A 13521-nucleotide genomic window follows, 5' to 3' on the forward strand; every position below is an offset into this window, starting at 1 on the left:
AGGGGCACTGATTGACTAGTGTGATTTTAATAGCGACTTGACGGCGGTGGCCGCGGGTTTTGAAGTCCCGTCCGAAGACAAGATTCCGAAACTTCTCTCGCGATCATTGCCTCCGGAATCGCTGTTTTTCCATTCATAAATAGACGTCAGCGGTATGTTCAGTTTTCGGGTGTCGCTGATGAATTGGGTGATTCGAGAGGCTTGCCCGGTGGCGCCGCCAATGGAGCTGAGCGATGGCACGCCCCATTCGCTGATGACGCCCGGCAGATGAAAGTTGTCGAGTATGAAAGCTTGAGCATTGCTGATTTGCGCGCTCGACATGCCGTAGGGGTGATAGGACACCGCGCTCAGGCACTTGGGGTGTTCATTGATGATTTTGTTCAGTGCGACGGTAGCCTTGGAGCCCTGGGCAGGTGCCTTTGCAAATCCAAAGCCGATCAGCGGGGTTGAAGTGTCGCGTTTTTGCAGCCCGCTGCACACAGCGTTCATGAAGGGCGCAAACGTTACTTCGAAGTCTTGAGTCGGCCAATATTTCGGCAAGTCCGGTTCATTCCATATTTCGATGGCGACAAGTTGCGTGCTGTATGCGTTGTCCAGGCTGATGACCGAGCGGGCGAATGCCTCACCTGCCGCGGCGAGATCGCTGTCACTGCTGTTTGTCGTACTGGTCAAGGGTTTGGTTGAGCGCACGGTCATCAATACCGGCAGATCAGCGGTTTTGGCGGCGGCGAAGGCTTCGCTGATCTGCTGTTGATACGACGGGGTGCCCAAGCTGTTGGTCCATACGCCAAGGCGCACGAATCCAAACCCCGAGGCTTTGATCTGTTGGGCATCTTTAGCGGTGAAGCTTTGGATTTTTACCTGAACGCCTATTGTCTTGTCGTCTTTCGCCAGCGTTGCAAAAGGCTGCGCGGCGTAAGCAGGACTGGCGGCGCATAGAAAGAGCATGGAAGTCGTCATCAGTCGAAAGCGCGTCAAGGTCATTGGCAGTTTTCCTGGTAATCAAGTGTATCGTCCCGGTGTTAGTCGAATGAAAGTAACATCGAACAATCAATACAGCCATACCCCTAATCGCTTACTTAAAACATACCGTTGTTATTTTTTGTCGGATAAATAATGGCGGACATGCTGTTGTTATTTTTGGTCCAGTTATTCTGGTTGGGCGTTTTTTATGGGGCGTGGTATTTAATACACTTGTAATTTCATGATGGATCCAGCGCTGACTGCGGGACGATCTTATGGGTTCACTCAACTCCCGCTGCACATTGGCCGATTCGACACTACAACGGGAAGAGTAGCCTTGTTTAAAAAAATTCTTGTCGTTTGCGTAGGCAATATTTGCCGAAGCCCCACAGCCGAAATGTTGCTGCGCAATGCGCTGGAACCTTCAATTTCAGTGACCTCTGCGGGCCTTGGCGCGCGGGTGGGCGAGTCTATGGAGCCCGATGCACTTTCGGTACTGGAAGAACATGGACGCGCTGCGCCGAACTTCAAAGCACGGCAGATAACAGCGGCCATCGTTAATGAATCAGACCTTATTCTGGTCATGGAAAAAGAGCATGTAAAACGCGTGCTCGATATTGCATCACATGCCAGAGGCAAAGTGTTTCTGCTGGGGAAGTGGCAGCGTGAGCGCGAAATAAAGGATCCGTATCGTCAGGGAAAAGCTGCTTTTGTCCATGCCCATGCATTGATTGAAGAGGCTGTTTGCTCATGGGCGCAGCGCCTCGGACGTTAATGGATGATTTTCAGATTAGCAATATTGGTAAAAGAATAGACCTTATGCAGTTACCGTCAGTAATCAGCACCCGGGATAAAGATAGAGACGAGATTGATCTTCTCGGTTTACTCGGCACATTGATTGACCATAAATGGTTAATAGGTGCTATCACCGGTGCGTTCATGGTGACCGGTGCCGCGTATTCGGTTTTATCGCCGCCCGTGTATCTGGCGAACGCCCTGGTACAGGTCGAGCCGAAAAAGAACGACATGCTGGGCTTCTCGGATATCAGCAGCATGCTTGGCGGGCAATCGCCGGCGGCTACCGAGATTGGCATCATCAAGTCCCGCGCGGTCATTGGTAAAACGGTCGATGATCTGCGCCTGGATATTGTGGTCACGCCCAACACTTTTCCCGTGATTGGCGGCTTTCTGGCGCGTCGTTATAAAAGTGCTCCCGATCAACCGGTGTCACCTGCACGCTTTGGGTTGAGCAGTTTTGCCTGGGGCGGTGAGCGCCTTGAAATCGAACGGCTCAAACTGCCCGATGAGTTGCTGGGCAAGAAGCTGATGCTGATTGCCGGTGAGCAAAACCGATTCCAGCTGTTTGATGACAACGGCGGTTTGTTAGTCAGCGGTACCGCAGGCGTTGCCGCTGCAGAGAACGGCGTCGAGGTGCTCGTAACGGGTATGGCCGCCAACCCGGGGACGAAATTCGAGGTGGTGCGCAATTCACGTATCGTCACCATTCAAAGTTACCAGGACGCGCTGGATGTCTCCGAGCAAGGCAAGGAGTCGGGCATCATCAGCCTCGCCCTGGCCAGCACCGACTACGCCCTGGCGGTGAAGATACTCAACAAGATATCGACCCTGTACGTGCAGCAGAACGTGCAACGCACGTCTGCCGAGGCGGCGCAGAGCCTGGACTTCCTGCAGGCACAGCTTCCTCAAGTCAAAGACGATCTGGTCAAAGCCAGCAACGCGCTCAACAGCTATCAGACTCGCGGCAACACCGTGAATATCTCCCTGGAAACCAAGTCTGTCCTGGAACAGATTGTGGTGCTGGATACGCGCCTCTCGGATTTAAAGCTGCAGCAAGCCGACCTGGATCGTAAATTCACCCGCGAGCACCCGGCTTACCGCGCCTTGATGGCTCAGATGGGCGATTTGAACAGCCAGCGCCGTGGACTGGAGAAGAAGGTTCAGGATCTGCCGGCGACGCAACAAGAGTTGTTGAACCTCACCCGTGATGTCGAAGTGGCGACGCAGATCTACACCCAACTTCTGAACAAATCCCAGGAGCTGGACATCGTGAGGGCCGGTGCAGTCGGCAATGCGCGGCTCATTGATACGGCGGATGTCGACATCACCACCCCGGTCAAGCCACGTAAAGTCCTGATCGTGCTTATAGCGACTTTTCTGGGAGCGTTTGTCGGCGTCGCCCTGGTGTTGGTACGCAAATCGCTGAGCCGAGGACTTGAAGGGCCCGAAGCCATCGAGCAACTTGGGCTGCCTGTTTACGCCTCTATTCCGTACAGCGCGTTACAGCAGGAAGAGGACACCAAGAAACTCCGGCTGGCCGACGGTAGTGCTAATCAAGGCTTTCTATTGGCGCTGCGTAACCCCACCGATTTGTCCATCGAATCGATACGCAGCCTGCGAACCTGTTTGCATTTTGCGGGGCTGGACGCGACCAACAATCGCATCATGATTTCCGGCCCGAGCCCTCAGGTCGGCAAGACATTTGTCTCCTCTAACCTCGCCGCCGTCATGGCTCAAAGCGGGCAGCGGGTCATCCTGATCGATGCGGATATGCGTAAAGGTCATTTGCACAAGACGCTGGCGACCCCGATCAACAACGGCTTGTCGGACCTGTTGGTTAAACGCTGCAGTCTGGACCAGGCGATCAATAAGCTGGAGGTCGAAAACCTGCACTTCATCAGTCGTGGCCAAGTACCGCCGAATCCTTCGGAACTGCTGATGCATGCCAACTTCCGAGAGCTGATGGCGGAACTCAGCGAACGCTACGACGTGGTCATCATCGACACTCCGCCGCTTTTGGCTGTCACCGATGCAGCCATTGTCGGACGTGAAGCCGCCATCAATCTGATCGTGACGCGTTTTGGCGTTAATCCGGCCAAAGAGATCGAGCTGACCATTCGCCGGTTTGCTCAAAACGGCATCGAGTTGAAGGGCGCCATTTTCAATGGCGTCGAGAAACGGGCGTCCAGTTATTACGGTAATAGCAGCTATGGCTATTACAACTATGAATACGCCTCTGACAAGGCGTGACGCGACTTCTATCTGCCAGGTAATTGACCGAGCGTGGGGTGAAACATACCCACGCTCAGCGCTTTATCGCCTGCGACTACGATCATGGAGATGGGTAGATTGTGAAAAAAATACTGCACGTGGCCGAAACGATTAAGGGCGGAGTGGCAACAGTCATTCGTACGATATCGACGCCGCCCGAGGGCGACGCTCGTCAATACGAGTTGGTGTATCTGATCCCGTTCGATCAGAAAAAAGAACTGCACGGTATTGATGAAAAAGACATCAGGACCTTCTCCAGGAACAAGCGGGATGTGATCTCCCTCCTGCGGTTTGCCTGGCAACTGATCCGTGTGATCTTCAAGGAAAAACCGGATGTCGTGCACCTGCACAGCACATTCTCCGGGGTCATTGGCCGGTGTGTCTGTCTGGTCATGCGCCCATGGCGTGCACCCAAAATCATCTACTGCCCACATGCATTTTCTTTCTTGATGGAGAGCTCTCCGGTCAAACAGAAAGTGTATTCGCTGATCGAGCGGCTTTTGCAAAAAGTCACCGACGTCATTATCTGTGTCAGCCAGTACGAAATGGATAAGGCAGCTTCGTTCGGTATCGACCGGCACCGGATGAAGCTGATCTACAACGGTATTCATTACAGAAGCGATGAGAACAAGTCTGGCGAGAGCACGGACATTCAGCTGCTGTTCGTGGGGCGACTCGACTATCAGAAAGGCTTCGATGTCCTGCTGAAGGCGTTTGCTGAAGTCGAGCGAACGGACTTGCGGCTTACGGTCGTGGGCAGTGCTGTCAATGAAGAGTCCGTCGAATGCCCGGCTATCGATGCCGTGGAATACCTGCCTTGGGTAACGCCTGCTGAAGTCAACGAGCTGTATAAAACCGCCGATGCCCTGATTGTGCCCAGTCGTTGGGAAGGCTTTGCCATGGTGCCGCTTGAGGGCATGGCCATGGGCGTGCCGGTGATTGCCAGTGACTGCACTTCGCTGCCTGAGCTGGTGACGGACAACATCACCGGCTACTTGTTTTCGACGGGCGATTACCAGGCGCTGGCCAACATTCTACTGAACATCAAAAAGCAAAAATTGTTCGAGCTCGGGACCGAAAGCCGCAAGAAAGTGCGCGAGCGGTTCAGTGCGACCTTGATGATTCAGCAAACCTACGACGTGTATTCCGCTCAAACCTATTAAGTAGAAATCAAGATGATGAACGTAACTATTTTGCATGGCTACAGTGCGTCCAACTCGGGCGATGGCCTTCTCGTGGATTTGGCAATCGCCTTGGTGCTGCGAAATTTCGGGCCTGACACTTTAATCAACGTAGTTGCGTCGGACCCCAAATCATTCAGTTATCTTCCCTATAAGCGGTATGACGCGCCTGTCATGGCGGCTAAAGGATTTGGCCGGGTCAAGGAAGCCGTGTTTCTCAACCAGTCTTACACCGCGCTGGCTGATCTGTTGAGCACCTGTGATTTGATTGTCGGGGTCGGCGGTGGGTACATGCGCTCCAAAAGCGTCTTTGAACATATCAAGCTGAAACTGGGGCATGCCAAGCAACTCGAGACGGCGATCTTGAGCAAGGTGCCGTCGGTTTACCTGCCGCAGAGTATCGGTCCGTTCCATGGCCAGAGCAGCAAGATCGTAGAGCACTACGCCAGCGCCGATGCAGTGTTTGTCCGCGACAACCGTTCTTCAGCCATTTTCGCGGCCCATGAAAACGTGTATCGCGCGCCGGATCTGGCGGTCCAGGCGTTGGCCAAGAAGATCCTGCTGCAACCCAAGTTCACCCGCTGTGCAGCGTCGCCGGCCGTGGTTTGCGTGGTGTTACGCAAACCGCCACAATGGAGCAAAGACAAGAAAGTCGGCTACGTGGCCAATCTGAAACTTCTTCTGCAGCGATTGCGGGCCAAGAGCAAAGTGGTGTGCGCCGTACAAAGCGCCGTGCGCGGCAACGATGACGGGGCGTTTTATCGTGAACTCGGTATCACCGAGGATCTGCTGCCGTTGAAGGCGACGCTGGCCAAGTATCAGCCCGACCTGGTCATTTCCGTCAGGCTGCACGGCGCCATCGAGTCGCTGCTGGCCGGCGTACCGGCATTTCATATCAGCTATGAGCGCAAAGGCTTTGGCGCCTATGAAGACATGGGCGTGGAAGACTGGGTGATCAACGGCGCAGACATCAACGTCGACACCATCATCGACACTGTCTATGCGCCGAATGCGCTGAGCCGATTCGGCAAAAGACTCACGGACACCTGTAAGGAAATCGAAGCCAAAACGCTGCAGATGGACACTATCATCAAAGGGATTGTTCGATGATATTCCGGCTGTTGCTGCGGGGCGGCGCACTCGGTGCCAAGTTTTTGCTGGTGTTGGCCATTACTCATTATCTGGGCTACGACGCATTGGGTTTTTACGGCGTCGTGGTGGCGGCCTCACTGATAGCCTCGAAGTTTTACAGCGTCGGGTTCAGTTCCGAGATCAACCGGCTGATCAGTGTCGGCGGCAGTTCGCGAGGTGTCCTCGACAAGGTGCTGATCTTGTACCTGGCGGTGGGTCTGTTGTTGTCGGTGGTAACGGTCACGCTTTACTCGCTGATCAGCAATGTCGAGGCGAGTGCCGCGTTGATCGCTTGCGTGACGCTGTTGTTGCTCACCGAGCATCTGTCGTTCGAAATCAATTCGTTTGTCTTTTCCGCACAAAAAGCCAACTGGGGCGCGTTGCTGTTCTTCATAAAAACCGGGCTCTGGGCGCTCATTGCCGTAGGCGGACTCATGACGGGCGTCGTGTCTTCCATCGCCAGCGTGCTGTGGTTGTGGGTAGTCACCAACGTGCTGGTGATCCTGGCCGGCTACTTCATTGTGGTTAACGTTCACCGGGAGCGGGAGGTCAGTACCGTCACCACGGTGTCCGTCTGGAAAGCCGGGCTGCCTTTTTATCTGGGCGGCGGTTTGATCGCGTTGAGCCAATACGCCGAGCGCTTTCTTATTCTGGACATCGAGCCCTACGCCAGCCTCGGCAAGTACGTGTATTCCTGGTCCGCCGCCAACACCCTGCAAGCGCTGTCCTACGCGGTTGTTGCTGTCGTCGGCATTCCCGTGCTCGCCAAGCGCTACAAGAATAATCCACAGGCGCTGACGGTTCGGCAGTTGTTCCTGAATCAATGGGTGCTGCGTTCGTTGGTGGTTTCCGCCGCTGTGGCGGTGGCGATCTACGCCTTTTTCAACATCCTGCTGGATTATGTGGATGTAGCTGTTCCGCGCCCGGACAACCGGATTTTAGCGGTCCTGATTTTTTCGTTTGCGCTTCGTGCCATTGGCGACATCGTTTGGGGAGGCCTTATCGCTTCGAAGAACAGTCGAGTGTCATTGGCCAGTGCGGCGATCTGCCTGGTGATTTCGCTGCCCGTCAGCTACGTGCTGATCAAGCACTATTCAATCTATGGCGCGGCGTGGGGCAATGTCTTTTCGATTACGGTGCAACTGGTCGTTATTGCGTTGCTGACTCGGTTTGCCCGGACGAAGGGGACTGTGTAATGGCGTTATCCCTGCCTTCCATCGAGTTTCGCGGCAGAAAACTGGATTCGTCCATTTCCTTCCTGATTCTGTTTTGCGGTCTTTTCCTGTCCATTGCGATGCCGCTGTTGATGCACCGCGATCCGGGTCCTGATGCGATGACTTTGTGGACGTCCTACGCTCGCTCGGACAACTGCAACTTCTGGAATCCGTTTTCGCCAGACCGTTCTTCCTACGAATGTTCCGCGTACCTGTTGCGACCCACCGGGATCAACCTGGACAACGCGTGGGCCTACGGCATGTTGTGCAACTTGTTCCTGACGTCTATTCCGATCTTCATCTTCAGAAGAATACCGCTGACGATCTTTCTGACCCTGTGCCTGTGGGGCGTGGTCAGGTCGTTTTTTCTGGATAACCTGACCAAGGAAATCATTGTGTCGGTGGCGGTCATCGCCATCCTGTTTTTTTCCTTTTCGAAGCGATACCGGGCGGGCTTTTTTCTTTCTGCGCTGTTCTATGGCGTGCTGATTCGGCCCTACTGGATATTGTTTTCGCTGGTCTGGGTCGGTGTGTGCGTGATGAAGAAGCGTGTATCGCGCTTCAGCTTTTTCGTGATGTTGTTCATGTTCTACCTGGTGATTGCCACCTCGATTCAACTGCTGGTCGGTTATTCGGTGTCGTCGATTCGCGCCAGTAACAACGAACAGCGCACTCTCGGGGAGGAGGGCTCGAAGTCATTGATTGTGTCGTGGCTCAGCGGCGGTGACTTCGTTTCCCAGGCCGTGGACTCGATGAGCATTTTTTTCAGGCTGTCGTTCCCGGTGGAGTTGATCCTGTTGTCTGGCCTGGGCCAGATCATCTTTGTCGTGCTGATGATGATGACCTCGTTGTTGATCTTCAAAATGATGACGGCGAGTCACTTCAAGGGCTCGATCATCGAACCGAAAGTCAAAGAGCTGATTGCGATCCCACTGTCGTTCTTATTGGTGCAGGGCTTGTTCGAGCCTGACTTCGGTTCGTTCGCACGACATTTCTCCATGGTGGTGCCGGTGCTCTTTCTGGGGCTGGGGCTGCAGTTACGCGCAAGAAACCCCGGGCCGGTTGAATCACGGGTCTTGAACTGAGGTTTGGGCTGTATGCAAAGCAAGAAGAAGTCGCTGGAAATAGAAACCCTCAGAGGCCTGGCGTGTTTGCTGCTGGTGCTCTATCACGTGATCGGGCCGTTGGGCGGTGGATTGAAAATAGACCTGGGGTCGCCGTTTCGAGTGCTGGCTGATTCGATGGTGTACGTCCGGATGCCGCTGTTTACCTTCATATCGGGCTACATCTATTCCATCTACAAAATCAGGGGCAATGACTTTTCCGCTTACTGCACAGGCAAGGTGAGGCGGTTGATCGTGCCGTTGTTTTTTGTCGGTGTTCCATTTTCGGTGTTGCAGGCTGTCGCGCCGGGTGTGAACAAGGACGTCGGTTTAATCCAGGCGTTGTTGTCGTTTTATCTGCCGGTCAACCATTTTTGGTTCTTGCAGGCGGTGTTCATCATTTTCATGTTTGTCGGTTTTCTGCAGTGGCGTGGTCTGTTGCAAACGATGACGCGGCTGTACCTGTTGTTTTTCTTTTCAGCGGTGGCGTTCTTGTTGCCGCCTTTCGCGATCGATGCGTTTGGCATCAATGGCGCGTTCTATTTGCTGCCGTTTTTCGTCACGGGAATGATCTGCCACGAGAAGGTCGCGGTCATAAAGCAATCGCTCAAAGTGATCGGGCCGGTGGTGTTTGTGTTGATCTCCATCGCATTGCTCTACATTGCTGCGGTGGACCGCGAACTGATCGTCGATCGCAGAAGCCTTGTCGGATTGCTTGTCGGCTGTGCGTCCTGCGTGGCGCTGCTGTCGAGTGACATGCGTTCAAAAGCGCTGATCTGGCTGGGCGGATACTCTTACGCGATCTTCCTGTTTCACGTGTTGTTTGCGGCCAGTTCACGGTTCGCGTTCGGTCGTCTGGGCATTACCGACGACAGCGTCCTGGTTATCGGAGGTGTGCTCTGCGGACTGTTGGGGCCGGTGCTGTTGTCGAACGTGTTCAGTCGTTTCGCCCTGACGTCCGTGCTGTTTCTGGGTGAGCGCGCGAGCGGCAAAAAGACGCCAACACCCGAGCTGAAAGTGTCTCAATCCTGAGCAGCATTCAGCGGGTGATTTGATAGAGGAATGAGCCAATGGCCTATGTCGATGATGTGCGTCCCGTGCCGGCTCCGGTTGTCGAGGTGCGCAGTTCCAGTGAACGGCTTGCCGGGCTGGGCAAGGGTAATGCGGGGGAGGTGCTGGACATTTCGGTGATTGGCGACAGCTACAGCGCCGGCCAGGACTTTTATCTGAACACCCTGACTCAACGTCTGGCCAAGGATTTCGGTTTCGCCGGACCCGGTTATGTCGGGTTCAACCATGGCGCTGCGCTCGGCGGTACCAACGTCAAATACACCCGCAGCAGCGAGAAGTACTTCAGTGGTGATTGGGACGTTTCCAGGCTTGGCCAGGCGAGCCCGGACAGCCGCACTGTGACCGGCCAGGTGGGGGCGTGGCTTGAGGTGGATTCCAGTCGAACGGCCGTCATCGATACCTCTATTGCCCAAGCCAGATTGCTCTATCTGGGCGACGGCAAAACCAATGAGTTGCGCTATCGGTGGGCACCTTCAGACCCCTGGCAGGCGTTGACGATGGCGGGCTCCGGGGTTCAGGAAGTGCAATTGAGCGTCCCCGCCAGTGCTGATTGGGCGTTAAGGCTCGAAGTGGTGAAGGGTGCGCCGACGTTGTTCGGTTTGTGGCTGGCCAATAATCGCGGTGGCGTCAGGGTCTCCAAACTCGCTGCTTCCGGCGCCACTTCCGCTGACTTTTATAAAGATGACCGCCAGTGGCAAACCCAGTGGAAGGCAGTCGTTTCAAAGATACCAGCGGACGTTTACCTGATTATGTTGGGGGGTAACGATCAGGGGTTCGGCGTAAAGCCCCAGGACTATCTGGAGAACATCAAAGGGCTGGTGCGGATGATTCGCGAGATCCATCCGGCGGCGAGCATCAACGTGATTCTGCGTCAGGACACCACGCGCTCCAGTGCCTATCCGATGGCGGATTATGCCCGGGTGCTGGAACCCTGGGCGCGTTCGCAAACCATCACGTATTTGAGTTTGCAGTGTGCATTCGGTCCTGACTTCAAACGCTATGCCAGCGACGGGCCGACCCCGATGATCGGTCCGGACAAGATACATCCCATCCCCGGTTCGGGCGGCCGGCTGATCGCCGATCATCTTTATCGACTGATCGTCGGTGGGCTCGAGGAGCAGGGCTGCGCTGGCGGTTTGAAATAATCGTCACCGCTCAAAATGCTCCAGATGACTGAGCAGCTCTGCGGTTTTCAGCGGCATCAGATCCGCATCGCAGCGCGTTTCAATCGTGATCACGACAACCGGGTCGCTGTCGTGGGGACGAACCCGGAATCGCCAGTCGTTGAATATCATTTTAAGTCCGTTGTGCTCCTCGATATCCAGCGCCTGGTGAACGTACAGGCTCTTGAGGTGAGCGAGCAGGGGAAGCAGCTCCTTGACCGGGCGAAGGAGATCGCCCGACGAGGGAAACACCCCGATGCGCTCCACCAGCAGGCTGGTGCCCAGCCAGGCCATCACTGCGAAGTTGCTCGCCTTCGGTTTGATGTCTGCCGAGCGTTTTGCGGTGGTCATAGTGGCCTGCCTGGGTGAATGGATTTGATGACGGATGCGCAGGGTCAACAGTGCTTAAAGGCCGTTGAGATACAACTGCTCATAGCAAAAATTGGTCGCGTCGATATAGCCTTCCGCACCACCGCAATCAAAGCGCAGGCCCTTGAATTTGTAGGCCAGCACGCAGCCATTTTGCGCCTGCTTCATCAGTGCGTCGGTGATCTGGATTTCGCCGCCCTTGCCAGGTTGCGTGTCGGCGATCAGGTCGAAGATGTCCGGGGTCAGAATGTAGCGGCCGATGATTGCCAGGTTGGAGGGGGCGTCCTCAGGGGCCGGCTTCTCGACCATGCTGTTGACCCGGTAGATCCCTTCGGAAATCAGTTCGCCGGCAATGACGCCGTACTTGTGCGTCTGGTCATGGGGGACTTCTTGAATGGCCACGATCGAGCAGCGGAATTTTTTGTAGAGCTGGATCATCTGCGCCAGGACGCCGTCGCCTTGCAGGTTCAGGCACAAGTCGTCTGCCAGCACCACGGCAAAGGGTTCGTCGCCGATCAAGGGGCGACCGCTGAGAATCGCATGCCCCAGGCCTTTCATTTCGACCTGGCGGGTATAGGCGAAGGTGCAGGTTTCAATCAACTCACGGGTGCCGGCCAGAAACTTTTCTTTTTCGGTACCGCGAATCTGGTGTTCCAGTTCATAGCTGATATCGAAATGGTCTTCCAGTGCCCGTTTGCCCCGGCCAGTCACAATGGCCATGTGTTGCAAACCGGCATCTCGTGCTTCTTCAACCGCGTATTGAATTAAAGGCTTGTTGACGATCGGCAGCATTTCCTTTGGCATTGCTTTGGTAGCAGGCAAGAAGCGCGTGCCATAGCCGGCGGCGGGGAACAAGCATTTACGAATCATAGATATATCCTGGAAAGTCATTGTTCACAGAACGCGAAAGACGGGACTGTGAATATCGATGTATTACAGCGTTTGCACTTTAATACCCCAGCAGTGGTTTCATGGCAATTAGTGGCACACTTGTAACTTTGTAAATGTTATTAGTTGTCGGGTCTGTGCTGGTTTAGTTAGTTTTAGTCGGTGTATGATAATAGTGTTAGTTAGGGTGAGATGCTAATAAGTAGTGGGCGTCACTGTGTGATATGTGCCGGGAGTTATAGGCCTGGCAGCGGACAGTTGAACACTTAAATACCCCACTATGGACCGCTCTATGAAGATTCTGGTAACGGGTGGAACCGGTTATATCGGTTCTCACACCACACTTGCGCTGCTTGAAGCGGGCTTCGAAGTGGTCGTGCTGGACAGCCTGTGCAACAGCTCTGACGCCGCGCTACATGCGGTAGAAGCCATCTGCGGAAAATCCGCGTTAATGATTCACGGGGACGTGTGCGACAGGCCCTTGCTGGACCGGATTTTTCAGCAACATTCCATTGATGCCGTCCTGCATTTCGCCGGCCTAAAGGCCGTCGGCGAGAGCGTGCGCAAGCCGCTTGAGTATTACGAATCCAACGTCTGCGGAAGCATCACGCTGTGCCAGGCGATGGCCGCGGCCGGCGTATTCCGGCTGGTGTTCAGCTCATCGGCCACGGTGTATGGCGCGCCGGAACAGATGCCGATTCGCGAGGATTTCCCCACGGGCACGCCCACCAATCCTTACGGGCAATCCAAGCTGATCATCGAAAACGTGTTGCGTGACCTGTGCGCAGCAGAGCCGAAATGGAGCATCGCGCTGTTGCGTTACTTCAATCCGATCGGCGCTCACCCCAGTGGGCATATGGGTGAAGATCCCAGCGGAATTCCCAATAACCTGGTGCCTTACATCAGTCAGGTCGCCGTCGGCAGTCTGCAGGAGCTGTCGATATTCGGCGACGATTACCCCACGGTCGATGGCACCGGGGTGCGCGACTATATTCATGTGGTGGACTTGGCGGACGGGCATCTCAAGGCACTGCAATCGATCTCGACGCGTAGCGGAATCAATGTCTGGAACCTCGGCACCGGCGACGGTTACAGCGTGCTGCAGGTGGTTCGGGCATTCGAGCAGGCGTCGGGGCGGCCAGTCCCTTATCGCGTGATGCCGCGCCGCTCGGGCGATATCGCCGAGTGTTGGGCTGATTCCTCAAAGGCGCAGAAGGAACTGGGTTGGAAGGCCACGCGCAGTTTGCAGGAAATGATGACGGACACCTGGCGCTGGCAATCGAAGCATCCCCGGGGATACCTCGATCAAGGCTGATGGGCGTGGGTTTAACGGGGTGTTTTTCACTCGATTGTTATATCTGGCGGCGAT

At 55.0% G+C, this 13521-nt stretch carries 12 protein-coding genes; 9 read left to right on the top strand and 3 right to left on the bottom strand.

The features are described from left to right. Positions 1–15 precede the first annotated feature (15 nt). Positions 16–984 (bottom strand): glycosyl hydrolase family 5, encoded by a 969-nt coding sequence (locus tag K5K95_RS18470; RefSeq protein WP_222585480.1) that lies wholly within the window; start codon positions 982–984, stop codon positions 16–18. A gap of 316 nt (positions 985–1300) precedes the next feature. Between K5K95_RS18470 and K5K95_RS18475 the strand changes: the two genes are divergently transcribed. From K5K95_RS18475 to K5K95_RS18510, 8 genes are all read left to right on the top strand, one after another. Next, positions 1301–1738 carry a low molecular weight phosphotyrosine protein phosphatase gene (locus K5K95_RS18475; protein ID WP_222585481.1) on the top strand — a complete coding sequence of 146 codons (438 nt, stop codon included), beginning with the start codon at positions 1301–1303 and terminating at the stop codon, positions 1736–1738. A 44-nt stretch (positions 1739–1782) separates the two neighbouring features. Beyond that, positions 1783–4011 (top strand): polysaccharide biosynthesis tyrosine autokinase, encoded by a 2229-nt coding sequence (locus K5K95_RS18480; RefSeq protein WP_222585482.1) that lies wholly within the window; start codon positions 1783–1785, stop codon positions 4009–4011. 101 nt (positions 4012–4112) lie between these two features. Next, a complete protein-coding gene (locus tag K5K95_RS18485; protein ID WP_222585483.1) occupies positions 4113–5195 on the top strand; it encodes a glycosyltransferase in 1083 nt (360 codons plus the stop codon). A 15-nt stretch (positions 5196–5210) separates the two neighbouring features. Further along, the gene (locus tag K5K95_RS18490) at positions 5211–6323 is read left to right on the top strand and encodes a polysaccharide pyruvyl transferase family protein (protein WP_222590366.1); all 1113 of its coding nucleotides are present in this window, start codon (positions 5211–5213) and stop codon (positions 6321–6323) included. Continuing rightward, positions 6320–7540, top strand: a complete 1221-nt coding sequence (locus K5K95_RS18495; protein WP_222585484.1) for a polysaccharide biosynthesis C-terminal domain-containing protein — start codon at positions 6320–6322, stop codon at positions 7538–7540. The genes K5K95_RS18490 and K5K95_RS18495 overlap by 4 nt, the downstream gene beginning before the upstream one ends. Further along, complete coding sequence (locus K5K95_RS18500) at positions 7540–8643, top strand: hypothetical protein (protein ID WP_222585485.1); 1104 nt, start codon at positions 7540–7542, stop codon at positions 8641–8643. Before K5K95_RS18495 ends, K5K95_RS18500 begins: the two co-directional genes overlap by 1 nt. A 12-nt stretch (positions 8644–8655) precedes the next feature. Beyond that, positions 8656–9693, top strand: coding sequence for an acyltransferase family protein (locus K5K95_RS18505; RefSeq protein WP_222585486.1), 1038 nt, complete (start codon positions 8656–8658; stop codon positions 9691–9693). Positions 9694–9731: 38 nt separating this feature from the next. Continuing rightward, positions 9732–10877 (top strand): SGNH/GDSL hydrolase family protein, encoded by a 1146-nt coding sequence (locus tag K5K95_RS18510; RefSeq protein ID WP_222585487.1) that lies wholly within the window; start codon positions 9732–9734, stop codon positions 10875–10877. Positions 10878–10880: 3 nt separating this feature from the next. Here K5K95_RS18510 and K5K95_RS18515 read toward each other — a convergent pair whose 3' ends face one another. Further along, positions 10881–11246: a mannose-1-phosphate guanylyltransferase gene (locus tag K5K95_RS18515; RefSeq protein ID WP_222585488.1), complete on the bottom strand. Its 366-nt coding sequence runs from the start codon at positions 11244–11246 to the stop codon at positions 10881–10883. 54 nt (positions 11247–11300) lie between these two features. After that, positions 11301–12134 carry a UTP--glucose-1-phosphate uridylyltransferase GalU gene (gene galU, locus K5K95_RS18520; RefSeq protein WP_222585489.1) on the bottom strand — a complete coding sequence of 278 codons (834 nt, stop codon included), beginning with the start codon at positions 12132–12134 and terminating at the stop codon, positions 11301–11303. 310 nt (positions 12135–12444) lie between these two features. Between galU and galE the strand changes: the two genes are divergently transcribed. Continuing rightward, positions 12445–13467 (top strand): UDP-glucose 4-epimerase GalE, encoded by a 1023-nt coding sequence (gene galE / locus K5K95_RS18525; protein ID WP_222585490.1) that lies wholly within the window; start codon positions 12445–12447, stop codon positions 13465–13467. Positions 13468–13521 lie beyond the last annotated feature (54 nt).

Source organism: Pseudomonas sp. DR48, from assembly GCF_019823085.1.
Taxonomy (GTDB): Bacteria; Pseudomonadota; Gammaproteobacteria; order Pseudomonadales; family Pseudomonadaceae; genus Aquipseudomonas.